This window comes from Agrobacterium sp. NPDC090283, assembly GCF_044769685.1.
Classification (GTDB): Bacteria; Pseudomonadota; Alphaproteobacteria; order Rhizobiales; family Rhizobiaceae; genus Agrobacterium.
Map to the genome: position 1 here is coordinate 131,830 of NZ_JBIVYG010000004.1, position 23,103 is coordinate 154,932.

Genomic DNA, 23,103 nt, shown 5'->3' on the forward strand with positions numbered 1-23,103 from the left:
TAGCCTCGCAAAATCAATGCGCATCCGCTTCCTCCAGCCCCAATATCGCCGGCCATGCCGGTGCCGCACGCTCTGACATGACCTCGATATGGCGCAGCGAGGTGAGACCGAATTCTTCCGGATGCAAGGTTCTGCGGCTGACGCTTCCCTGCGGGAAAACGTCGGCATAACGCCAGACGGCGGCGGGCGGCACCACCACGTCGTCTGCCATTGTCATCATGCGCAGATCGAAGCGGGTGGCGGAAAAATCCGGTTCTGGCAGTGATTTGCCGATATCGCGCCGGAAGAAATCCCGGCTCGTGCACCAGCGGCGCCATTGCCAGTAGATTCCAGCGGGCAGATCCGCACCCAGCAGCAATCTTCGCCCGGGAAGGTAGCCCGCGAGTGTCGTGCTGACAGGCCCGAGCAGATACCAGAAAGCGATGACCGTGGGCCGATAGGTCCAAGGATGATCGCTGACATGGGCAAAGCCCGAACCGATGGTGATGACGCGCTCAAGCCGTTCGTCATGGCCTCGAAACGCAAATGTCAGCCCGCCAAGGGAATGGCCGAGCAGCCAGAGGGGGCCTTCCGGTGCGATCTGGCAAAGTGCGGCCTCCGCTGCCGTCTGGTCGGCAATTCCCCAGTCGGCCATCGTGGCCCGGCTTTCGCGGACCGGGCGTTGTCGGGATGCGCCGAAATCGCGATAATCATAGGTCAGGACACCGATGCCCCGACCGGCCGCCCATGTGGCGAAGGCGCGATAATAGCGCGCCGGAACACCTGTTGCGCCGTGAAGGACAAGATGCGCGCGGGCTGGCCCCGTGGGCGGAAAGAACCGGCCGGCGAGCCTGTGTCCTTCCGAAACAATGCTGATCTCCCGGCTCTCTGCAATATCTGTCATCCGTCCCTCGCTCTTCCTGGACCGTTTGGTCTAATAACATCTATGGACCAAATGGTCTACAGCGTTTAAAACAGGCGAATGGACGAAAGCAAGAACCGCCACGCCCTGATCCGGGCCACCTCCGCGCTGTTTCGGCGGCGCGGTTATGCGGGTGTCGGACTGGCTGAAATTCTCGCGGAGACGGGCCTGCCGAAAGGCTCTCTTTATTATCATTTTCCCGGTGGCAAGGAGCAGCTTGCCGCCGAGGCGACACGATGGGCGGGCCGGAAGGTGGCTGAGCTGATCGATGCGAGTTTCGAGGATGCGGAGAGCTTCGCCTCGGGCTCGGTGGCGCTGTGCCGTGCGATAGTCCGCCTTTCGCAGGAAAATGGCCGCATCATGGGCTGCCCGGTGCTCAGCATCATTCAGGCCGGCGATGAAAAGCCCGATTTGCGTCAGATCGGTGCGGATGTTCTCAACGACTGGACCACAAGGATAGCAGCTCAGGCAAGGCGTCTGGGCAGTCATGATCCGCAGACCGATGCCGAAAGACTGGTGATCGGGCTGCAGGGCGCATGGGTTGTTTCACTGGCGCGCCAGGATGTCACGTCGTTCGAGACGCTGGAGAGTAGCCTGCGGCCGTCTGCCTAGGCGTATGCCGGTGCGTTTTCATGCGGCGGCCTGATTTGAGCCATCGGTGCTTCTCGCACTGAGTGCCGCAGGGCAAATGAAAAGCGCGGCCACCTTGAGACTGACCGCGCTTGTTGTCGTTGCCGTAGAAGATAGGACTTTTCTACGTCTCTTTGCGCTGCTGTTTCTCTGATGCCGGCTGATCCGCAGCGTTTGCGATTGATGCGGCCAACAGCGCCTGTGTCGGGTCCGTACCCTTGAAACCGGCCTGTGCGAGGATTTCGTCAAGAACCGGCTTTTGCGCAGTGAAGCTGAGAAGCTGGCTCGAAAGATCGCCGAGGCCATTGCCGTTTTTGGCGTCGCCGCCGCCACCGAGAGCGCCGGCCAGATTACCGGCGCTGAAGATGCGGATATCGGAAATCTTCTCGATGGGCTTCATCGCCTCGGAAAGTGCTTCGGGAATGATGGCGATCCTTGCACGGGCGAGTTCGAATGCGATGATGTCGCCCGATAGCGCGTTGCGTGCATCGTTCTTTGCGCGTTCCGCCTGCGCTTCGGCATCGCCGAGCGCGATGACGCCTTCGGCGCGGATTTTCGCGGCCTGTGCCTCGGCTTCGGCACCGATCTTGGTGGCCGCAGCCAGGTTTTCGGCGGCCTGCCGTTCGGCTTCCGCCTTTACCGTGATGGCCGTCGCTTCCTGCTCTGCCGCCTTGCGGGCGTCGATCACGGCGATACGCTTGGCGCGTTCGGCGATTTCCACTTCGCGGGCGGTTGCCACCTGTTCTTCCGCAGTGATGGCGGAAGCCTTGGCTTCATCCGCCTTGGCGCGGGCGGCCTGTTCCTGCTCCACCTTCTGCGCCACGGCGATAGCGGCTTCGATTCGCGCCGTTTCGGTGATCTTGCGTGCTTCCGCCTCGCGTTCGGCGATACCGCGCTCGGCTTCGATGCGGGCAGTTTCACGCGCCTGGCGGGCTTGAGCGTCCCGTTCGGCGATACCGCGCTCGGTATCGAGCTTTGCCGTTTCCTCGTTGAGGCGGGCCGCCTGCTCGGCCTTTGCCGCTTCCGCCCGCGTTTCCGCCGTCTTGTTGGCGATATCGCGCTCCTGCGTCAGTTCCGCATCACGCTGTTCGCGCTCGATGGTCAGGCGCCGCAGCACCGCTTCGCGGTCCTTCGTGGCAATTTCGACTTCGTTGTCGCGGACAATCTGGTTGCGTTCGCGCTTGCGCTCTTCGGTGATCCGGGTGAGCGCCGTCAGGCCTTCCGCATCAAACGAGTTGTTGGGATTGAAGTGCTTGATATCGGTTTGATCGAGCCGTGTCAGCGAGACCGATTCCAGTTCCAGACCGTTGGACTGCAGATCGTGCGCGACGGCCGCCTGCACGGATTTGACGAATTCGGCGCGCTGCTCCTGAAGGTCGCGCAGCGACATGGTCGCGGCAACCGAACGCAAACCGTCGACAAATTTCGCTTCGACCAGTGACTTCAGCGCGTCGGCATCATTTGTCCGGTCACCGAGTGTCTGGGCGGCAAGTGCGATGTTTTCTGCGTCGGGCTTTACCCGCACGTAAAATTCGGCGGTGATGTCAGCCCGCATGCGATCCTTGGTGATCAGGGATTCATGTTCGGATCTTTTCACCTCCAGCCGCAATGTGCTGAGCGAGACCCAGGAATAGGAATGGAAGATCGGCAGGATGATGGCGCCGCCATCGAGAACGACTTTCTTACCGCCGAGACCGGTCCTTACATAGGCTTTGTCGCGTGTCGACCGCGTGTAAAGCGATGTCATGATGATGCCGATGACGACGATGGCCGTGACAATGGCCCCCGCAATCAGGCTCAAAGAAAAGAAATCCATGGTGAGTTAGCCCCTATTGATGCCCGCTATGGTGAATTTCCAGGTCCGGCGGTGCGGGAATGGCCTGAAAAAGCCCGTCCGCACCGTCGACGATCAGTACCTGCGCACCCGTATTGATCGTGTGACCGGATGCGGCCTGCGCGCGCAGGAAGTGAATATTCTCGTGCCGGTCCTTGACCCGCACGGTGCCGGGCTTGCCCTGATCCAGAGGCCCGATGGTAACTGTGCCCACGAGTCCCAGAAAATCGGTCTGCTCGAGCGCGTTTGTCTCATCCCGTGGGATGACCTTGGCAACGGCGCGGCTGAGTGACCGCGTGGCCGGCAGGGCGGCGGCAATGGCACCGGTCATGGCCAGATAGGACGGCAATGGCCCGAGCGGCGTTGCGGAAGCGATCCCCTGGAGGAAGAACCCGGCGACGGAAAAAGCCGAGAGCAGGATGACTGCCAGAACGAGAAGCGGCACGCCGCCCGCATTGAGCCAGGACATCCAGCTGCCGAGTAACCCCGCCTCAGCATCGCCGGGCGCGTGGTAACTGAAGTTGTCGTCGAGCAGTCCCGAAGCCGATACTCCAAGAAGAACCGACACGAGTTCGACGATGCCGAGACCGGCGACCGTCAGCAAGGCGATCCAGAAGGGAGCAGTGCCTGGCTGGACAATGCTCTCCATCAGCGCTGTCCCTCGCGGAATGCCTTGAGCCGTGCTTCGATGGCGCTCTGGCGCTGCATCCGGCCGAGCTCCTCAACCTCCGCCGCACCGTTATTGGGCTTGGCGGGGGTGCCGGTTACTCTTTCGATGGCGTCGAGCGCGTCAGCCAGACGGCGGTCGTTGCGCTGGGATGGGGTCGTATCGGTTGCCGGCGTGATGCGTTCGGCGCGCTTGGCGTCCTCAAGCCGCTTTTGCGCATCCGCCTTTGCGGAGGCGATGCTGCGCAATGTGGTTTCCGCCTCGGCAATTTCGGCGGCATTCTCGAGTATCGCCTTGTTCAGCGCTTCCCGCTGTGCTTCCAGATCGATCTGCAGCCCGGTTGCCGCACGGGCCAGATCCTCGCGGCCGTTTTCAAGTCCGATCCGGATCTTGTCGTCAAGGTCGCGAATTTCTTCGTCGAGATCGGCAGCCTTGGCTTTCAGGCGATGGCCGGCTGCGACCGCCACGCCGAGTGCGGATCGGGCCTCATCGGCGATCTGTGCGATTTCCCGCACCGCCTGCTGGGCGACCGCAACCGGATTGGATGCCTCCGCCGCATCGACAGCATTGTTCATGACACCGGCGATGACACGCCCGAGCCTGCCAAGAATACCTTCATTGTTCATCGAAGCCTCCCGGTTTGGTTGAAAGCCGGTTTTTATCCCGGCATGGATGCTGATGGATTCGCCCTCGAACACAAGGCGCGCTTCTGAAAAGTCATTCCAGCCGTCGTGATAGCCACGGACGGTATAGGGCACCACGACGCGACCCGAGAGGGTTGCGATGCTCACCGTGTCCGGCCCCTTGACCGAAAAGAGCTTGCTGTCGAGCGGAATGTCCCGCACCGGCTCTTGCGGATCGCGCTGGCTATGGTCGCGCAGGGCCAGCGTCACCATGCGGGAAGGAAGGCTGGTCTTGATCCTGATCTCTTCATAAGCTGCCGCGTGCAAGGCTACGAGATTGGCGCCTTCAGTCTGGTCAAGGATCGCCATCGCACGACGATAGGCAAGGAGCGTTTCTTCGAGAGAAGAGCGGTTCCCCTCCGAAAGATTGAGTGCCAGGATAACGTTGGACAGAAGTTTCGTGCTCATGTGAAATATATAAAGCACTTCATTTGTGCTTTCAAGGGTTGATCCGTGCAAAACGGGAGGTTGGTTTGTGAAAAAGGCAATCATATTCGATTGTGAATTCCTCTGCCTGGAGGGCTCCCAGCGCAGGTTCTGGTGTGCCGCCCATGATCCCGATCCGGTCATCGCGCAGATTGGCGCCGTCAGGCTCGGGCTGGAGGACGATTTTCCGCTTCTTGGGACCTATAAGGCCTATATATGTCCGATCGACCGCCATGGCAGACGATATGCGATCGATCCCTTTTTCACCGGGCTGACAGGTATCACCGAGGAGATCATCGAAGCGGAGGGAATTTCCTTGCAGGAGGCCCTTTCAAGCTTCGACAGTTTTTCTGAAGGCGCCCAATGCTGGTCATGGGGCAAGGACGAGCTGAATATGGTGGCGATCAGCTGTTATGTCGCCGGCATAAAGCCGCCCATCCCTGCCGAGCGTTTCGACAACGCCGTCAGACTTCTGCTTGCAGCGGGAATGCCGGTGGAGGAGCTGGCAAAAACGCCGAGCAACAGGCTGGCCGATTATTATGGTGTCGAGCATCCGCCGTTGCGGGGGCACGATGCGCTCGATGATGCGCTTTCGGTTTCTTATGCCCTGCAACATCTCCTGAGGGGCGGAAAGCTGAAGCCGGACGTGTTCGGCGCCTAGCCGGTGCCGGGCGGGTTTGCGTCACGATCCCGGCCGATGTTCCCGAAAGGCGGCGGCGAGCGTGCGTAGCGCTTCCCGGGATCTGCTGTCCGTCAGGGTCGAGAACATGATGATTTCCGTGGAGGGCAGGGGTGGCAGACCGAAACGCTCGCTGACCTCGACCGTGCCGGGTGGGGCCAGACGGCAGGAAAAGGCGGAAATCGCAAGCCCTGCCGAAACGGCTGCAGTCACCATCGACGATGTGCCGCCGAGAAATACTTCCGTCCATGCAATCGCAGCCGCGTCCAGGGCACGGGTGGCGATGTCACGCACGCCGCAGGCCGGCGAGAGCGCCGCCAGCCGCAGCGGTTCACCCTGACGATGTTCGAATTGCGGGGTTGCATACCAGCCGAAATGTTCCGGCCCAAGCACCTCGCCGTCGCGCCGGTCGTCCTCGCGCCGGATGATTGCCGCATCGATCTCCCCACGGTCAAAGGCATCCAGCAGGGATCGGGAATGATCCATGCGCACTTCAATCGTAAGCCCGGGGTCATGGTCGTTGAGGCGTGCAAGCAGCGTCGGAACCTCCGGTCCTGCCACATGGGCGGCAATGCCAAGGCCGAAGCGGCGGCGCGGGGAGGAGAGGCCCGCAAGCGCCCGATCATGTGCGGCGAGAAACTCGCGGGCGGGTGCCAGAAACACCGCACCCTGCGCTGACAGCCGCACCGAACGCGGTGTGCGTTCGAGCAGCCGCTGGCCGAGCCTGTCCTCCAGCCGTTTGAGCTTGACGCTGATGGCGCCCTGGGTGGTGCCGAGCGCTTCGGCAGCACGGGTGAAGCTCTGCAGATCGGCGATGGTGACGAAGGCCTCGACGGCATCCACATCCAGCGTGCTCATCTCGATAATTCCGATTTGTTGTCTCTGAAATAGCCAATCATCCAATTCAGTTATGGTCAAGCTTTGTCTAGCGTGCCTCCTCCACAGATCGGTTTTCGCAGTTGCGGGCCGAGCCATGAAAGGTTGAAGAATGACCCTTGCCGTTACCGCACCAGCAAGCAGCAGAAGCGCCATGGCGTTGGCTGCCGTCTGTCTCTCCGCCCTGATGTTCGGACTGGAAATTTCCAGCGTTCCGGCGATCCTGCCAACACTCGAACAGGTGCTGCACGCGGATTTCCGGCAACTCCAGTGGATCATGAATGCCTATACGATCGGCGTGACGATGGTGCTGATGGCAACGGGAGCGCTTGCTGATCGCTTCGGCCGCAAACGTGTCTTCATCGCCAGCATCGTCGCTTTCGCGCTTTCCTCTCTGGCCTGCGGAATGACGGAAAATGTCTCCGTGCTGATCGGCGCCCGTTTCCTTCAGGGATTGAGCGGCGGGGCGATGCTGGTGTGTCAGATCGCCATCCTGTCGCATCAGTTCCGTACGGCCCGTGAACGCGGCATGGCGTTCGGCTGGTGGGGCATCGTCTCGGGCGTGGGGCTGGGTTTCGGCCCGATCATCGGCGGCGCCATCGTTGCGCTGTGGAGCTGGGAATGGGTGTTCCTCGTTCACGTCGCGCTTGGCGCGGGAACATGGCTGCTCGCCGCGGGCGGTGTCGGAGAATCGCGCGATCCGGAAGCGGCGCGTCTCGATCTTGCCGGCATGGTCACCCTTTCCATTGCCGTTTTTTGCCTTGCCTTTTTCATCACGCAGGGACCCGCGCTCGGTTTTGTGAGCCCGGCGGCACTCCTGATCCTCGGCGTTGCGGCTGCGAGCTTCATTGCCTTCGTGATTGCTGAAAAGCTTAGTTCAAGACCGATGTTCGACTTCTCCGTGTTCCGCATCCGGCCTTTTTCCGGGGCGATCATCGGCTCGGCGGCGATGAACATCAGCTTCTGGCCTTTCATGATCTATCTGCCGATCTGGTTTCAGGCGGGCCTCGGTTATGACAGCGTCACCGCCGGCCTCGGCCTGCTTGCCTATACGCTGCCGGCGCTGGTGATGCCGCCGCTGGCGGAGCGCCTGTCCTTGCGCTATCAGCCGCGCCTCGTCATTCCGGCCGGGCTGTTCACCATCGGCCTCGGTTTCATGCTGATGAAATTGGGAAGCGGTATCGAAAATGCGAGCTGGCTCACCATGCTGCCCGGCTGCATCCTTGCGGGCATCGGGCTCGGGCTGACCAATACGCCAGTCACCAACACCACCACCGGTTCGGTTTCCCCCGCCCGTTCCGGCATGGCCTCTGGCATCGACATGAGTGCGCGCATGATTTCGCTCGCCATCAACATCCCGATCATGGGCTTTATTCTGGTCGAGGGCGTCCGGGCTTCGCTTCGGGCAAGCCTGCCATCAGGTGCGGATATGCATGCGTTGCAGTCGCTCGCGGAAAAGATCGCGGCGGGAACTGCCGGCGCCTCGGCACAGGGTGTTTCGGAGGCGCTCGTCCATCGGGCGCTTGCAGACGGGTTCGGTCTGGTCATGCTCTATGCCGGCATCAGTGTCTGGCTACTGGCCGCCATCAGCTTCATGATCTTCGGCCCGGCGCGGAAGCTTGCCCAGGGTTAGGGTGCGGACCTCCTCCGTCACTTGGCGATGGTCTTCTGGTTGATCCCGTAGCCGCATTCCTTGATGCGGATGATAAGGACGCCCCATTAAAGCTGGGCTCAAACATCTCGCATCATGCTTTCGTCAGTTGACGCCCGCTCGAAGCAGGACGCCGACGGCCGAGTCGAAATGCTCAGTCATGGCGGCCTCCGCCATCTCCAGATTCTGGTGGTTGATCGCTTCAGCGATCCTCTGATGGCAACGAATGTTTTCCATGCGGTTCTCCAGCGTGGCGCGGCTGCGCCACCCGATATGCCAGGTCTGCTGCGTTACGACGCGGAAAGAGCCTACGATGATTCCATAGAGAGAATTGCCCGAAGCCTGGGCGATCAGTTCGTGGAAGCGAATGTCGAGCTCCATCACCACCTCCGGTGTTTCGAGCGCGTTGAACATGTCCTCCACAATCTGGAGAAGTTCCCGCGCCTGCGCATCCGTCCGGCGCAGCGATGCAAGGCTCGCCGTGCGCAACTCAAGCGTGCGCCGAACGTCCAGAACCTGCTGAACGCTGAGCTGTTTCATTGTCACGGTGTGATCGAGAATCATGCTGAGCGGCACCGCATCCGGTGCCGCAACACGCGCCCGGCGGCCGGAACTGACCTCCAAGATTCCAAGCGCGGCAAGGGCGCGAAAGGCCTCTCGCGCCACGGATCGGGAAACGTCGAGCTTCGCGGCCATGGCTGTTTCGCTTGGCATGGGGCTGCCCGGCCGAAGCTGGTTTTCGCGCATATAGGCGCGCACGTCGACAATGGCCCGTTCAACGAGGCCTATCTCTTCTTCATAAACCTGTACTACATCTTTTGCCATTTCGGGATACTGCTTTCATAATTTTGGTTGACAGCATTATAAGAGACTGGCAGAAATTCTGCCATAAAAATCGGGCGGAAAGAAACGTCAGCGTGACTTTGATGGAAAAACAGGGCCGCATGCTCTCGCATGCGATCGATGGACTTCCTTTGTCTCTGCGGTTTTCCCGCTGAAATGGTGGCTTGGCTGAGGTCGGGCAGAGTGAACGGAAGCGATGATGAAAATAACTGCGATCAAGACTTTTCGTGCAGAAGAGTTCTCCAACGTTCTCTGGGTGCATGTGGAGACAGATCAGGGCATCACCGGCCTCGGCGAAACCTTTTACGGGGCGGCGGCCGTTGAGGCCCATATTCACGATACGCTGGCGAGCCGGTTGGTGGGCCGCAATCCGCTCCATATCGAGGCCCTTCACCGGGAAATGCTCAACCTCCCCATGGCTCACGCTTCGACGGGAGCGGAACATCGGGCCGCCTCCGCAATCGACATCGCGCTATGGGATCTGTTCGGCAAGGTATGCGGGCAGCCCGTTCACCAGATGCTGGGCGGGCTCTGCGTGGAGAAGATGCGCGTTTACAATACCTGTGCCGGAAGCCGCTATGTGCGGACGAAGAAGATCAAGCCGGTCGATACCTGGAATCTCGGGGAAGAGGCCGGCCCTTACGAGGATCTGGACGGTTTCATGAACCGGGCGGGCGAACTGGCCGAAGATCTGCTGTCGAACGGCATCACGGCCATGAAGATCTGGCCGTTCGATCCTCCGGCGATGGAAAACCGCGGCCTGTTCATCTCGGCGGAACAGATGAAAACGGCGATCAAGCCGTTCGAGCTGATCCGCAAGGCCGTCGGCGACAAGATGGATATCATGGTCGAGTTCCATTCGCTGTGGAACCTGCCGGTTGCCAAGCAGATCGCACGGGCGCTCGAACCCTTCAAGCCCACATGGTACGAAGATCCGATACGGATGAATTCGCCGCAGGCGCTTGCCGAATATGCGCATTCTACCGACGTATGGACCTGCGCCTCCGAAACGCTCGGCACACGTTTTGCCTACAAGGACTATCTCGACCGGGACGCCGCCCATGTCGTCATGGCCGACCTGTGCTGGACGGGCGGTTTGACCGAGGGTCGCAAGATCGCGGCCATGGCGGAAACCTATCACCGGCCTTTTGCCCCGCATGATTGCATCGGCCCGGTCGGGTTTGCCGCCGCCATTCACATGAGCTTTTCGCAGCCCAATACCCTCATACAGGAAAGCGTGCGCGCCTTTTACAAGGGCTGGTATCGCGAACTGGTGACGGAGGTTCCGCGAATCGAGGGCGGCTTCGTTTATCCGATGGAAGGCCCCGGTCTCGGTACCGAACTGCAACCGTCCTTCTTCGATCGCCCGGATCTCACGGTCCGTATGTCCGAACTCTGAGAGGGAAATCGTCATGAGCGTTTCACTTTTCGATCTCAGCGGCAAGACGGCACTGATCACCGGCTCGTCCCGCGGTTTGGGAAGGGCCTTTGCCGAGGGGCTGGCGAATGCCGGTGCCCGGGTGATCCTCAACGGCGTCGACGCCGCCCGACTGGAAGAGGCGGCTGCGGCGATGCGCTCGGCCGGCCGCGACGTGCTGACGGCGGCGTTTGACGTGACCGACGAAGCCGCTGTCATCGTAGCCTTCGAGCGGTTCGACCGGGACGGTATCCGGGTGGATATCCTCGTCAACAATGCCGGTATCCAGTTTCGCAAGCCGATGCTTGAGCTGGAGACCGCCGACTGGCGCCGGGTGATCGATACCAATCTGACGTCGGCCTTCCTTGTCGGCCGGGAGGCGGCCAGACGGATGGCCGAGCGCGGTTCTGGCAAGATCATCAATATAGGATCGCTGACCTCCGAACTCGCCCGGGCAACGGTCGCGCCTTACACCGTGGCGAAAGGCGGCATCAAGATGCTGACCAAGGCCATGGCGGCCGAGTGGGCCGAAAAGGGCATTCAGGCCAATGCGATCGGCCCCGGTTACATGATCACGGATATGAACGAGGCCCTGCTCGCCAACCCGGAATTTGACGCCTGGGTCAAGGCGCGCACGCCGGCGCGGCGCTGGGGCCGGCCGGAGGAGTTGGCGGGAACCGTCATCTATTTTGCGTCTGCCGCGTCCGATTACGTCAATGGCCAGATCGTCTATGCCGATGGCGGCATGATCTCCGTGCTGTAGGCGAACGCTCGCAATTCGTTTCGTCACGCTTAGGGAGAGCGTGACGGGTTCCAGTAAAACCAAAGGGAGGAGCAACATGAAACTCTTATCGATGAAGCGCGCATTGGGCGCGGGAAAACGATATCTGGCATCGTGCTTCGGCACGGGCGTCACGCAGGATAGGGTGCGGCGCGGATTCGGTGTCGGCCTATGTGCGGCGATTGCTTTTGCCGCCATGCCGGTGACGCCGATCTTTGCGCAGGACGTGAAGGTGGCAAAACTCGGCCATGGCTTCGCCGACACCCATCCACGCTCGGCGGCGATGAAATATTTTGCCGAGGAAGTGGCGAAGGCAACCGGCGGCAGCGTGAAAGTCGATGTCTTCGGCAATTCCGCGATCGGCTCCGAAGAAAAGATGCTGATGGCGCTCCAGTCGGGAACCATCGACTTCTACATGGGTGCACTCGCGCCAATCGCCACCCATGAGAAGGAACTTCAAATCTTCGACATTCCTTTCCTGTTCGCGACCGATGCCGAGGCGGCGGACGTGCTCGACGGTCCACAGGGAAAGCGCCTGCTCGACAACCTTGCCGACATGAAAATCCACGGCCTTGTGTGGGCCGGTGGCGCGTTCCGCAATCTGTCGAACAGCAAGCACCCGGTGGCATCGCTCGCCGATATGAAGGGGCTGAAGGTCCGGGTCATGCAAAGCCCCATGGCGCTCGCAAGCTTCAAGGCGCTTGGCATGAACGCCGTGCCCATGGCGTTCACCGAGGTCTATACGGCGCTGGAAACAAGAGCGCTCGATGGCTACGAGCATCCTTTCGTGGACATGTATGCAAACAAGATGTTCGAGGTGCAGAAATATCTGACAGTCACCAACCACGTCTATACGCCGGTGGCGCTGCTTTCTTCCACGAAGTTCCATGATTCGCTGACGCCGGAACAGCAGACTGCCGTTCAGGCTGCAGCGGAGAAAACGCGCACCTTCCAGCGGGAGGCCGAATTGCGCGATGCCGGCGAAGCCCTGAAGAAACTCGAGGCCGAGGGTATGTCGGCGACCGTGATGCCGCAGGCGGAACTCGATGCGGTTCGCACGGCGATAGAGCCGGTCGTTACCAAGGCGAGGGACGTGATCGGCGCCGAGTTCGTCGACCAGTTCTATGCCGAGATCGCCAAACACAGAAAATAACACCGTTATCGCCAGCGGGCCGGCCGGATGCCGGCTCGCCACCGCCGCGTTTTGAGCGGAACTGTGAAATCTGCGAGGGGCGCTGCACATCGAATGCGGCGGCCGTCTCGCTGGGGAGAGGAAAATGCGCGCATTTCTGGATGCAGGCGTCGGCGGTTTTTACCGCGCGATTGAGATCATCCTTGTACTCTGCATGGCCACAATGCTTGTGATGGTCTTCGGCAATGTCGTTTTACGTCTGTTTTTTAACACCGGTATCGACATTTCGGAGGAGCTTCCACGGTTCGCCTTCGTGTGGATGACCTTCCTCGGCGGGATCATCGGCCTGCACAGACGCAGCCATCTGGGTGTCGATATTGTCGTGCAGACATTGCCGGTCCTTGGGCGAAAACTGTGCTGGGCAATCAGCCAGGTGGTGATGCTCATCTGCGCCGCCTTCATCTTCTACGGCACCTGGCTCCAGCACGACATCCTGAAAATCACGCAATCTCCGGTCGCGGAGATCAGCATGCTGTGGGTCTATGGCGTCAGCTACGTGACCGGCGCGGCAATCGCTTTGATCTGCCTGTCGAACCTCGTGCGGCTGGCCATGGGAAACATTGCCGATGACGAACTGATCGACGTGCATGAGGAAGGCCTCGATGAGGGGCTTCAGGCGGCACGCGCGACCGACGAGCAGAAGGGACGCTGATCATGATCGTTTTTGTCTTCATAGGGTCGCTTCTTGGCCTGATGGCGCTCGGCATGCCGGTGGCGTTCGCGCTGATCGGGTGCGGTCTCGTGATGATGTTCTACATGGGCATCACCGATCCGCAGATCGTCATCCAGAACATGTGGGACGGCGCCAACAGCTTTCCCCTGCTTGCCGTTCCTTTCTTCATGCTGGCCGGCGAACTGATGAATGCCGGCGGCATGACCCGGCGCATCATCACCATGGCCATGGCGTGGATCGGACATATTCGCGGCGGTCTCGGTTATGTCGCGGTTCTGGCCGCCATTGTCATGGCGTCGCTTTCCGGCTCGGCGGTTGCCGATGCGGCGGCACTTGCATCCGTGCTCATCCCGCTGATGCGCAATGCCGGCTACGACATCAATCGTTCCTGCGGTCTCATCTCCTGCGGCGGCATCATCGCGCCGGTGCTCCCGCCTTCGGTCGGCATGATCATCTTTGGTGTCGCTGGCGGCGTATCCATCACCAAACTCTTTCTGGCCGGCATCGTGCCCGGAATCCTGATGGGCCTTGCCATCATGCTGGCCTGGCGCTGGAGCATCGGCCGCGACAATCCCGGTGTCGAACCCAGACGGAACCTTGCCGAGCGACTGAGCGAGACACGCAAGGCGCTTTGGGCGCTCGTCATGCCTGTCGTCGTCATCGGCGGCCTGAAGATCGGCGCCTTCACGCCGACCGAAGCGGCGGTGATAGCGGCGGTCTATTCCCTGTTCGTCGGCGTCTTTGTCTATCGCGAGATCAAGCTCTCCGACCTGTTCGGGCTGATGTATCGCGCGGCCGAAACCACCGCCGTCGTCATGTTCCTCGTTGCCGCTGCCGGTGTTTCCGCCTGGCTCATCACGACCGCGAACATTCCGCAGCAATTGGCCGACATGGTTCAGCCATTCATGGATAACAAGATTGTCCTGATGGCGATCCTCATGGTGATCGTCCTCATCGTCGGCACGGCGATGGACTTCACACCGACGGTTCTGATCTTGACTCCGGTGCTGATGCCGATCGTCAAGCAGGCAGGAATAGATCCGGTCTATTTCGGGGTATTGTTCATCATGAACAATGCAATCGGGCTGGTAACACCTCCGGTCGGCACCGTGCTCAATGTCGTCTGCGGGGTGGCACGCGTTCCGATGTCCGGCGTCATCAAGGGTGTGGTGCCCTTCATGATCGCCCAGATCGCGGTCCTTGTGCTACTCGTCATCTTTCCGCAAATCGTCCTTTGGCCATTGGCGATGATGTCGAAATGATCGGGTGCCCCTGACGGTGGCGAGGAGGGCAGGGTGCCAGCCTACCAGGCATCTTCGTAGATTCTTTCGGCATCCGCCAGCGACACCGTTCGTGGATTGTTGACGAGGAGCCGGGTCTGTTCCATCGCACTTTCGGCCAGCAGGGGAAGCGCGTTCCGGGGAATTCCCACCTCTCGCAGCCGGACGGGCAGGTTGAGACGCTCGGGCATCAGCGTCAGTCCTTCGATGAAGCCGGAAAGCCGGCCGGCTTGATCGGCAGAATCAAGATGCGGAAAGAGGTACGGCGCCAGTTCCGTATAAGCATCGCCGCATGCCATCGCGTTGAAGCGCAAGACATGCGGCAGAACCAGGCTGTTGGAAAGGCCGTGCGGAACGTGATACCGGCCGCCGATGGGATAGGCGAGCGCATGAACGGCAGCGACGGGGGAATTGGCGAAGGCTTGGCCCGCCAGCATCGCGCCGAGCAGCATCGCCTGTCTCGCTGCAAGATCAGTTCCGTTACCGACGGCAGTTGCGATATTTGCCCCGAGAAGCCGCAGAGCTTCCTTTGCAAGGGCACGGGAAACCGGATTGTTGTTTGGGCTTACAGACGTGAAGGCCTCGATGGCATGAACCATCGCGTCAATTCCCGTTGCCGCGGTGACGGCCGGAGGAAGGCCGATTGTCAGCCTTGCGTCCAGCAAGGCTGCATCCGGTAACAGAACCGGCGATACGACGCCCTTTTTCTGGTCTGCCCCGGTTGTAACGATCGAGATGGGCGTGACTTCCGATCCCGTCCCCGCCGTTGTCGGCACGAGCACCAGCGGCAGACGCTCTCCCGTCACCTTGCCGACGCCGTATATGTTCTCGAGCGCTTCGCCGCTTCTGGCGAGAAGCGCGACAAGTTTTGCGACATCGAGCGACGAGCCGCCACCGATGCCCAGCACGCCGGTTGCGCCGAACCCGTTCGCCTGCGCCACGGCGGCGTGGATGGTCGCTTCCGGCGGATCGGCAACAACGCCTGCGAAGATTGATGTTTCAGAGCCGGCTTCCACCAGGCCGTCGAGGGCCGGCTGAACAAGCCCCGCCTTGACGACACCGTCGTCCGAAACCACCAGGACACGCGGCCCGAGCAGGGTGCTAAGCTCTGAAATCCTCGAGATGCTGCCCGGTCCCGCAATGATTCGCGGGACGGTTGCGAAGGTGAACGTGGACATTCTGCCGCCTTTCACTGATGCCATTTGACGAGAGGCTGATAGTGATGCGGCTGGCGCATGACGACAAGGTCTTTTCGCCACGAGCCTTTTTCAAGGGGATTTTCAGGCGCTTTCGTTCGCTGTGCTTTCGGGAAAGCGTTTGCCTAGGTTGAAAAAAGACAACTTCATATGGCTGCGTTTATCTTCCCCCTCAAGGTTGGAGAACGGCACTTTGAAACCGAACATGTCGTCCGGCTCGGCAGAGCGCTCCCGCCAGAAGGTATCGATGTCCGAAACCATCATTTTTTGCCGTCGGGCGCGACGGTAGCGGATGGGGTGTCTGGAGTGGGCGACAGCGAAGTAGCGACCCGCACCCTCGCAGGCGAGACCTTGCAGAACCATCAGTGCAGCCTCCTTGGGGCGAAGTCCCGAGAGATCGCGCGTCACCGACACCATTTGCTCTTTCGCGGCGCGGGGGCCCTGCATGCCGCCAACGACAATTTCCATTGATGGCGGCTGCATCCGAAATTGTTCTTTCCCTTCCGGTGAAAGCGCGTCCGCAGTCGCCCTTCTGGCTTTTATCCTCCTCCTGCCGGAGAGGTTTCGCCTGATCGGCACTGCCATACTGGTGCCGTTTATCGTACTTGTCTCCCTCAACAGGGTGGCAATGGGCTCCCACTTCCTCTCCGATGTGCTGATTGCATGGCCTTTGATGTTTGCGGTGTTTCTTCTGCTCCACAGGCCATTCATGAACAATCGGCAGGCGATCGACGCCGCCTTCTCGCGCAAGGTCGGCGGGACGCGGCCCGCCGCAGAAACAAGGCCGCTTGCCGAACAATGAAGCCCGCAGCAAGCCCATCGGCCAACAACGAAAGGGCAACGGAAACCGCTGCCCTTTCTGTTTCTTTGGACTGGCTGCAGAGGCCTTATTTCACCTGCGCGACAATCAGCTTGCCGTCGGCGCGTTCGGCGACGAATTCGATATTCGCGCCTTCCTTGAGCTTGGCGAGGAGGGCGTCGTCCTTGATGCGGAACACCATGGTCATGCCTGGCATGTCGAGGTTTTTCAGCTCCTCATGGGTAATGGTGACCTTCTTGGCGGCGGCATCCACCTTCTTCACCGTGCCCTTGGTGAATTCCTGGGCGAAGGCGCCGAAGGGTGCGGTGAGCAAAAGTGCCGCTGCGAGGGTAATGTTAACGATGGTTTTCATGATCAGAGTCCTTTGTTGCTGGATTACTTTGCAGAAACTTTGAGATCGCCGCGCATGCCGGCCTCGTAATGTCCGGGTTTCAGGCAGGCGAATTCGAACATGCCGTCATTGGTGAATTTCCAGATGATTTCGCCGCTTTCGCCGGGCGCGAGGCTGATGGCGTTCGGATTGTCGTGCTCCATCTCCGGAGCCTTCTCCATGGCGGCCTTGTGCTCCAGATTGGCCTTCTGTTCGTCGAGAATGAATTCATGGTCCAGTTCGCCGGCATTCTTCACGGCAAAACGCACAGTCTTGCCCTTCTTGAATTCGAACTTGGCGGGGGTGAAGATCATCTTGCCGTCGGGCGTTTCCTTCATCGTAACCTGAATGGTCTGGGTCACCTTCGCCTTGTCGCCGGGTTCACCGATCGCCATCGCTTCATGGCCGCCGCCGTGGGTGCCCGATGCAAGGGCCGGCGTGGCAATAGCTGGCGCTGCGAAGGCGGCAACGAGCAGTGCAAGTTTCAGTCTGGTCATGTCATTGTTCCTTGGTTCTAATGGGGTTGAGTTCTGGTGGGGGTTGGGTCGTATTCAGCCGTGTTTCATCGGTTGCGGCGTGATCTGCGTTTTTGGGTCGGTGTTTTTCTGCGTATCCGGCAATGCGCCGGTCCATTCCCAGGCCTGGGTGCCGGGCGGGTTTTCGTACCAGCCGGGATCTGAGTAATCGCCCGCGGAGATGCCTTCGCGAACCTTCACCACGGAGAACATGCCGCCCATTTCGATCGGGCCGTGCGGACCCCAGCCCGTCATCATGGGAACGGTGTTTTCAGGGATTTCCATTTCCATCGCGCCCATGTCGGCCATGCCGGCGGTGCCCATCGGCATATAGTCCGGCCGGACCTTGCGAATCTTTTCGGTGACGGTTTTTTTGTCGACGCCGATGAAGGTCGGCACGTCATGTCCCATGGCATTCATCGTATGGTGCGACTTGTGGCAATGGATCGCCCAGTCGCCGACATATTTGGCGTCGAACTCATAGGCCCGCATGGCGCCGACGGGGATATCGATGCTGACCTCCGGCCAGCGCGCTTCCGGCCGCACCCAGCCGCCATCCGTGCAGGTCACCTCGAAATCGTAGCCGTGCATGTGGATCGGGTGGTTGGTCATGGTCAGGTTACCGACGCGCACGCGCACCCGGTCATCCTTGGAAACCACCAGCGGATCGATGCCCGGAAAGACCCGGCTGTTCCATGCCCACAGATTAAAATCCGTCATCGTCATGATTTTGGGGACGGAAGCGCCGGGATTGATATCGAAGGCGTTGAGCAGGAACACGAAATCGCGGTCCACGGGCATGAAGGTCGGGTCTTTCGGATGGATGACGAAAAAGCCCATCATGCCCATCGCCATCTGCACCATCTCGTCCGAATGCGGATGGTACATGAAGGTGCCTGATTTCACGAGGTCGAACTCGTAAACGAAGGTCTTGCCGACGGGGATGTGCGGTTGCGACAGACCGCCGACGCCGTCCATGCCTGACGGCAGGATCATGCCGTGCCAGTGGATCGTCGTATGTTCCGGCAGCTTGTTGGTGACGAAAATACGCACCCGGTCGCCTTCGACGGCTTCGATGGTCGGGCCGGGCGACTGGCCGTTATAACCCCACAGGCGGGCGGTCATGCCTTCCGCCATTTCGCGCTCCACCGGCTCGGCGACAAGGTGGAATTCCTTGACACCGTTGTTCATCCGGAAGGGCAGGGTCCAACCGTTGAGGGTGACGACCGGATTGTAATCGGGGCCGGTGGTTGGCTTCACCGGCGTCTGCGTCGCCGCCGTTTCCATCACCGCCGCTTCGGGCAGGCTGCTGTTGGAGGTTTTCGCCCAGGCCGCCGAGGAGACCATCGCGGCGCTGACGCCCAGAAGTTGTCTTCTATTGAACATGGTCTTTTCCTTTCTCAATGTCCGCCACCGCCGCCGGAAGCGGCGGCAACCTCGGTCTCTCCGCCAGCCGCGCCCGCGCCGCCGCCATAAATGGCGGGGGCGAGACCGGCTTCGGCGAGCCAGAAGTCGCGTTTGGCATCGATGGCGAGCAGGTTCGAATTGACCTTTTCGCGGCTGTCGGCCAACAGCTCGAAAGTGTTGGTGAGCATGCCGTTATAGGTCAGCAGCGACTCTTCCTCGATCTTCGTGCGAAGCGGCACCACGCTGTTGCGGTAATGCCGGGCGATATCGTAGTTCGAGCGGTATGCCTGATAGGCCGAGCGGGCCTCCGAGCGGACATTGACGGCCTTTTCCGCCAGCAGATTGGCGGCGCGCATATAAGCGAGTTCGGATTCCCGCATGCGGGCCTGACCGGAATCGAAGATCGGAATGACGAATTCCAGTTCCGCGCGGCCGGTGGTCTGTTTCTTGATGCCGTCTTCATCCCTTTCTCGCTCGGTCTCGAAACCGGAACGGAGGCCGAGATCGGTGACGTATCGAGTGGCTTCGGTGAGCTTGAAGGACCGTGCGGTCGCCTCCAGATCGAGCTTGGCCATCTGCAGATCGACGCGGCGTTGCAGGGCTTCCGCCTCGATCATGTCACGTTTGGCCAGGGCCTTGGGAAGCGACGGCAGGCGATTGGGGATGCCGTATTCTATATCCGCTCCCCAAAGTCCCATCAGCCGCGTCAGTTCCTCCTTGGCAAGGCGGGCTTCCAGACGCGCCTTGGCGATCTGGCCGGTCAGTTCGGCATAAAAGACCTGCTCGCGGGCCTGGCCTTCTTTGTTGAGCGAGCCCGACTCGCCAAGCTTTTTGGCGAGTTCCGAGGCGGCATCCGCCGCGGTCTGCGCCTGCGCCAGCTGGCCGACATTTTCGGAGGCGGCAACAGCGTTGATCCATGCGCGGCGGGTATCCGCCGCCAGCTGTAGTGTGTTCAGCGCGGCGCCAAGCTGCGCCTTGCGGAAACCGGTATCGGCAATTTCGACATTCTTTTTGAGGGTGGCGAGCGCCAGAATATTGGTGGCGATGACACCCTCAATCGTTCTGTAGGCCCTGAGACCCGGCGTGCCGATCCCCGTCAGCCCTATGCCGACCGTTGGGTTGACCAGCAAGGTCGATTGCCATGCGGTTGCAGCGGATTCACCGAGACCGGCATAGGCCGCCTGCAGGCCCTTGTTGTTCAGAAGCGCCACCTGCACCGCCGTCTCGACATCAAGGGTCTTGCTGGCCGCCATCAGCGACTTGACGCGGGCCTGTGTTGCCTGCGCTTCGGCCCGGTTCTGCACCCAGACTGTCTGCTTTCCGGTCGCCTCGGACGTCTTTGCCGAGACATTGCTGAAACCGGCATCGCGGGAGGCATATTGTGCGGCTGTGACACAGCCGCTGAGAAAAACCGGCAGGGACAGGACCGCTGCGAGTTTTGCTCCGAGTTTGAATGCCCGGCGTGTCATGATGCGTCTCCTTTCGGAGCCTGCGCATCGTTCTGGTCACGCCAGGGTTTTGGATCGACCGGCATGCGGGCGGTATAACCCGAGACCGGGGTCTGGTAGCGGGGAGGGGCGACGCCAAGCGTCGGGTTTGCCGCGTCGTCATAGGAGGCGGCGTCATTCATCATGGATGTGGCTGTGCAGCCGCCCAGAAGCAGGGGCGCCGCAACCACAATATGGATTGGGTTCATGGGTGTTTTCCGAACAGGAGATGCAACGGCGCGGCGGCGCTAAAGCCGCTCACGCACGGTCATTGCCCAAGGCGGGCTCTGCCTGTTCAGATATTAGGCGGACGGTGCAGCAGCGGGCTCTGGCCCGGCACCTTGCTGTCATCGAGGAAGGCACGGATGCTGCGGACGACAGGCGTGCCAATGGTGTCGTGGCCGATCAGAAGTGCCATGCCGAGACAGAAATCGCCACAACATTGCGGCTTCGCGGGCTTTTTGGCGCCGCTGTCATTGTCGGCCATGTCGTGGTTATCATGATTGTCTGATATCATGGCGGAACCGCCATGATCCATCATCTTGCCATGATCCATCATGGCGGATTGATCGTGCCGCATTCCCCCGGTGTCGGGACCATGCATTGCGGCATTGACGGTGGAAACGCTGTATCCCGCCAGTGATAGGATCATCACCAGTCTGAACAACAGGGCCAGCAATTTCGATGCTCGCAACGTTTCACGCATGTTCTTTAGAAAAGCCGCAGTCCTGTGATTTGTCAATGGATATACTTCATAACCATTGATGAAAATCTCGTCGTGAGGCCGAATGTCGCTTCCTTATCATACAAAACCGATGAAGGCTTCATCGAGAATGAGCAGCTTGCGGGCCTGCATGCGGGCATATTCCTCGTAAAAACCCTGCGATATCCACAGTGCGGAGCGACCGCGCCGTCCGCTCCAGCCAATGCCGCCGATCAGTTCGGCTGCCGCAAGCTTGCGACCGACATGGATACGCGACAGGGAGAGGGGTGTGGCCAGTTGGGTCACGGTTTCCACGTCGGTCAGACGTCTGCCCTGTTCGGGCGGCCTCTCCCAGTCGATGCCGGCGATAAGGCGGTCCATCAGCAGTCCGCCCGCATCGAACCAGTTGAAGATGATGGAAAGCGGGCCGGGGCAGCGGACCTCCGGATGGGATAGAAACGCCTGTGATACGCGGGGGTGGATATGTGGAAGCATGGCCTCCGACCGCTTGATGAAACGTGATGCCCTGAAGCCCTCGTCGAGCAGGTCCAGCGCCTGAAAATGTACGTCGTACCATTGCGCCAGCATGGCGAGAGCCGGCGGTGAAGGAACGACGCCGGCGGCTTGCTCTTCGGTGGCATCTGCCGGCTGTGTCAGCCCGCGTTTCAGCGCCTCTTTGAAGAACGCATAAGCCACACCATGGCTGGCGAGCCCATGCCGGAGCGCCAGATGGCCGAAATCTTCACGTGTCAGGGCGGCCTCTCCCTCTGCGGTTTCACAGGCGCCGCATTTCTGAAAATAGAGCGCCAGAAGCGCGTGGCAAAGAAGCCGGTTCTGGCGCGTCGCAAAAAGCGCGGTCATTCCGGGCGAGCCTTCGTAGAGGGTGATGAAACTTCCCGCCAGCAGGCGCAACGCGGCTGCGAATGGTTCCTTCTGCAGCATCGCCTCTATCTCGCAGGGTGCTGGCCCACGGCGATCGGCTGTCGCGGCCGGTAACTGGGAAATCGCAAAGTCGAAAAAATTGGTCATGGCCGCGCTCCGGAATGGGATGGTCTACGGGCCTTACAGGAGCTGAAATGGCGCGTCTTCTCATTGCGCGCAGAGGTAAAATTTTAAGCCGGCGGCATATCCGCAGCGCGGGCGTCACCGGGCGTCATGCCATAGGTGCCGGCGAATACCCTGTAGAAAGTGGCAAGGCTGTCGAAGCCGCAGCCATAGGCGACCTGGGTGACCGGCAAGGCGGGGAACGCCAGCAGCAATCGCCTCGCTTCCTCGATCCGCATGGAGGAGAGCGTGCGGGAAAACGACAGTTCCGCACCCTCAAAAACCACATGCAATTGCCGAAGCGAAATGCCCAGTTCCCTCGCGACGGCGGCAGGGGTGAGGTTCTGCCGGGATTTTTTCCGCATCATGATGTCCTGTGCCGCATAACAGAGCCCGGTCCTGAGCGCAGCGCGCACCTCGGGCATGGCGGGCGAAAGCCGCCCGCGCGCCGTCATGGCAAGCCGGGCGATATGCGTTATATCGCGCGCGGGATCGATGAGCCTGCCGGGGTCGGCGTTCAGCGCGCTGAAAAGGGCCCGGAAGGGCAGGGAGAAACTATTGTTTTCCGCATAACGCGTCGCAAACAGGTCATCGGTGGCCTGACCGAGCATGACCTCGTAATCCACGGGGATCTTCAGCATCTTATAGTGAAAATCCGCCTCGTTTCCCGGTATCGCGTCATAGGGCAAGTCGGAATAGTTGATGGTGATATCGCCGCCGCCGACGGCGTGCACCTGATCCCTGCCGGCATGCAGAAATCCCGAACCCCTGACCTGCAGGCCGATGCAGAGGCTGTCGCCGGCAATGCGGGCAATATCGGCTTCGGTGCGGTTGACCCGGTAAGAGGAAGCGCGCATCTCGGTTACGACGGCGCCGGCAACGGCATGCGCCTGAAACGAACCCCTGAAGCTGCGGCGGAGATCCCGTGCAAGCTCGATCGTCACGCCAAACAGGCTCTTGCCGCGCACTTCGCGCCATTGGTCGAAGCGGTGTTCGGGCAGAAAATCGTCGGTTGCGAAGCGGACTAT

The 23,103-nt window shown here is 60.6% G+C and carries 25 protein-coding genes; 9 read left to right on the plus strand and 16 right to left on the minus strand.

From position 1 onward, the window contains the following. Positions 1–13: 13 nt before the first annotated feature. Positions 14–883, minus strand: a complete 870-nt coding sequence (locus ACIQUH_RS07955; RefSeq protein WP_400813548.1) for an alpha/beta fold hydrolase — start codon at positions 881–883, stop codon at positions 14–16. Positions 884–961: 78 nt separating this feature from the next. Between ACIQUH_RS07955 and ACIQUH_RS07960 the strand changes: the two genes are divergently transcribed. Beyond that, positions 962–1,513, plus strand: a complete 552-nt coding sequence (locus ACIQUH_RS07960; protein ID WP_400813549.1) for a TetR/AcrR family transcriptional regulator — start codon at positions 962–964, stop codon at positions 1,511–1,513. 142 nt (positions 1,514–1,655) lie between these two features. Here ACIQUH_RS07960 and ACIQUH_RS07965 read toward each other — a convergent pair whose 3' ends face one another. Genes ACIQUH_RS07965 through ACIQUH_RS07975 form a run of 3 tightly spaced genes read right to left on the minus strand, consistent with a single transcriptional unit; the run spans position 1,656 to position 5,123 of the window. Beyond that, complete coding sequence (locus ACIQUH_RS07965) at positions 1,656–3,347, minus strand: flotillin family protein (RefSeq protein ID WP_400813550.1); 1,692 nt, start codon at positions 3,345–3,347, stop codon at positions 1,656–1,658. Between the two features lie 13 nt (positions 3,348–3,360). Next, positions 3,361–4,014, minus strand: coding sequence for an OB-fold-containig protein (locus tag ACIQUH_RS07970; RefSeq protein WP_400813552.1), 654 nt, complete (start codon positions 4,012–4,014; stop codon positions 3,361–3,363). After that, entirely contained in the window at positions 4,014–5,123 is a 1,110-nt protein-coding gene (locus tag ACIQUH_RS07975) for a PspA/IM30 family protein (RefSeq protein WP_400813553.1), read from the minus strand. Before ACIQUH_RS07975 ends, ACIQUH_RS07970 begins: the two co-directional genes overlap by 1 nt. A 67-nt stretch (positions 5,124–5,190) precedes the next feature. Between ACIQUH_RS07975 and ACIQUH_RS07980 the strand changes: the two genes are divergently transcribed. Then, positions 5,191–5,802, plus strand: coding sequence for a 3'-5' exonuclease (locus tag ACIQUH_RS07980; protein WP_400813554.1), 612 nt, complete (start codon positions 5,191–5,193; stop codon positions 5,800–5,802). Positions 5,803–5,823: 21 nt separating this feature from the next. On the opposite strand, the gene ACIQUH_RS07985 is transcribed toward ACIQUH_RS07980, so the two are convergent. After that, positions 5,824–6,678 carry a LysR family transcriptional regulator gene (locus ACIQUH_RS07985; RefSeq protein WP_400813555.1) on the minus strand — a complete coding sequence of 285 codons (855 nt, stop codon included), beginning with the start codon at positions 6,676–6,678 and terminating at the stop codon, positions 5,824–5,826. Between the two features lie 130 nt (positions 6,679–6,808). Here ACIQUH_RS07985 and ACIQUH_RS07990 point away from each other — a divergent pair, with 130 nt between their 5' ends. Further along, positions 6,809–8,329, plus strand: a complete 1,521-nt coding sequence (locus ACIQUH_RS07990) for an MFS transporter (RefSeq protein WP_400813556.1) — start codon at positions 6,809–6,811, stop codon at positions 8,327–8,329. A 123-nt stretch (positions 8,330–8,452) separates the two neighbouring features. On the opposite strand, the gene ACIQUH_RS07995 is transcribed toward ACIQUH_RS07990, so the two are convergent. Continuing rightward, entirely contained in the window at positions 8,453–9,172 is a 720-nt protein-coding gene (locus ACIQUH_RS07995; protein WP_400813557.1) for a FadR/GntR family transcriptional regulator, read from the minus strand. A gap of 217 nt (positions 9,173–9,389) precedes the next feature. Here ACIQUH_RS07995 and ACIQUH_RS08000 point away from each other — a divergent pair, with 217 nt between their 5' ends. From ACIQUH_RS08000 to ACIQUH_RS08020, 5 genes are all read left to right on the plus strand, one after another. Continuing rightward, positions 9,390–10,589, plus strand: a complete 1,200-nt coding sequence (locus tag ACIQUH_RS08000) for a mandelate racemase/muconate lactonizing enzyme family protein (protein WP_400813558.1) — start codon at positions 9,390–9,392, stop codon at positions 10,587–10,589. 13 nt (positions 10,590–10,602) lie between these two features. Next, a complete protein-coding gene (locus tag ACIQUH_RS08005; protein WP_400813559.1) occupies positions 10,603–11,370 on the plus strand; it encodes an SDR family oxidoreductase in 768 nt (255 codons plus the stop codon). 76 nt (positions 11,371–11,446) lie between these two features. Beyond that, entirely contained in the window at positions 11,447–12,541 is a 1,095-nt protein-coding gene (locus tag ACIQUH_RS08010; protein ID WP_400813560.1) for a DctP family TRAP transporter solute-binding subunit, read from the plus strand. 124 nt (positions 12,542–12,665) lie between these two features. Next, a complete protein-coding gene (locus tag ACIQUH_RS08015) occupies positions 12,666–13,232 on the plus strand; it encodes a TRAP transporter small permease (protein ID WP_400813561.1) in 567 nt (188 codons plus the stop codon). 2 nt (positions 13,233–13,234) lie between these two features. Next, positions 13,235–14,515, plus strand: coding sequence for a TRAP transporter large permease (locus ACIQUH_RS08020; RefSeq protein WP_400813562.1), 1,281 nt, complete (start codon positions 13,235–13,237; stop codon positions 14,513–14,515). A 41-nt stretch (positions 14,516–14,556) separates the two neighbouring features. On the opposite strand, the gene ACIQUH_RS08025 is transcribed toward ACIQUH_RS08020, so the two are convergent. Both ACIQUH_RS08025 and ACIQUH_RS08030 read right to left on the minus strand, forming a co-directional pair. Then, positions 14,557–15,711 carry an iron-containing alcohol dehydrogenase gene (locus tag ACIQUH_RS08025; protein ID WP_400813563.1) on the minus strand — a complete coding sequence of 385 codons (1,155 nt, stop codon included), beginning with the start codon at positions 15,709–15,711 and terminating at the stop codon, positions 14,557–14,559. Between the two features lie 102 nt (positions 15,712–15,813). Then, on the minus strand, positions 15,814–16,212 hold the full coding sequence (locus tag ACIQUH_RS08030) for a DUF535 family protein (RefSeq protein ID WP_400813564.1): 399 nt from the start codon (positions 16,210–16,212) through the stop codon (positions 15,814–15,816). On the opposite strand from ACIQUH_RS08030, the gene ACIQUH_RS08035 reads away from it, so the two are divergent. Then, positions 16,175–16,531, plus strand: coding sequence for a phosphatase PAP2 family protein (locus tag ACIQUH_RS08035; RefSeq protein ID WP_400813565.1), 357 nt, complete (start codon positions 16,175–16,177; stop codon positions 16,529–16,531). The two genes, ACIQUH_RS08030 and ACIQUH_RS08035, sit on opposite strands and share 38 nt — an antisense overlap. A gap of 85 nt (positions 16,532–16,616) precedes the next feature. Here ACIQUH_RS08035 and ACIQUH_RS08040 read toward each other — a convergent pair whose 3' ends face one another. The 8 genes from ACIQUH_RS08040 to ACIQUH_RS08075 all read right to left on the minus strand — a co-directional run bounded on the left by ACIQUH_RS08040 (position 16,617) and on the right by ACIQUH_RS08075 (position 23,043). Next, on the minus strand, positions 16,617–16,901 hold the full coding sequence (locus ACIQUH_RS08040; protein ID WP_269347402.1) for a copper-binding protein: 285 nt from the start codon (positions 16,899–16,901) through the stop codon (positions 16,617–16,619). Positions 16,902–16,924: 23 nt separating this feature from the next. Beyond that, the gene (locus ACIQUH_RS08045; protein ID WP_400813566.1) at positions 16,925–17,416 is read right to left on the minus strand and encodes a plastocyanin/azurin family copper-binding protein; all 492 of its coding nucleotides are present in this window, start codon (positions 17,414–17,416) and stop codon (positions 16,925–16,927) included. Between the two features lie 54 nt (positions 17,417–17,470). Continuing rightward, positions 17,471–18,820: a multicopper oxidase family protein gene (locus ACIQUH_RS08050; protein WP_400813567.1), complete on the minus strand. Its 1,350-nt coding sequence runs from the start codon at positions 18,818–18,820 to the stop codon at positions 17,471–17,473. A gap of 14 nt (positions 18,821–18,834) precedes the next feature. Then, positions 18,835–20,310, minus strand: coding sequence for a TolC family protein (locus ACIQUH_RS08055; protein ID WP_400813568.1), 1,476 nt, complete (start codon positions 20,308–20,310; stop codon positions 18,835–18,837). Next, positions 20,307–20,537, minus strand: coding sequence for a hypothetical protein (locus ACIQUH_RS08060; protein ID WP_400813569.1), 231 nt, complete (start codon positions 20,535–20,537; stop codon positions 20,307–20,309). Before ACIQUH_RS08060 ends, ACIQUH_RS08055 begins: the two co-directional genes overlap by 4 nt. A gap of 86 nt (positions 20,538–20,623) precedes the next feature. Then, positions 20,624–21,034 (minus strand): hypothetical protein, encoded by a 411-nt coding sequence (locus tag ACIQUH_RS08065; protein WP_400814004.1) that lies wholly within the window; start codon positions 21,032–21,034, stop codon positions 20,624–20,626. A gap of 96 nt (positions 21,035–21,130) precedes the next feature. Then, on the minus strand, positions 21,131–22,060 hold the full coding sequence (locus tag ACIQUH_RS08070; RefSeq protein WP_400813570.1) for a hypothetical protein: 930 nt from the start codon (positions 22,058–22,060) through the stop codon (positions 21,131–21,133). Positions 22,061–22,143: 83 nt separating this feature from the next. After that, a complete protein-coding gene (locus ACIQUH_RS08075) occupies positions 22,144–23,043 on the minus strand; it encodes an AraC family transcriptional regulator (protein WP_400813571.1) in 900 nt (299 codons plus the stop codon). Positions 23,044–23,103: the final 60 nt, after the last annotated feature.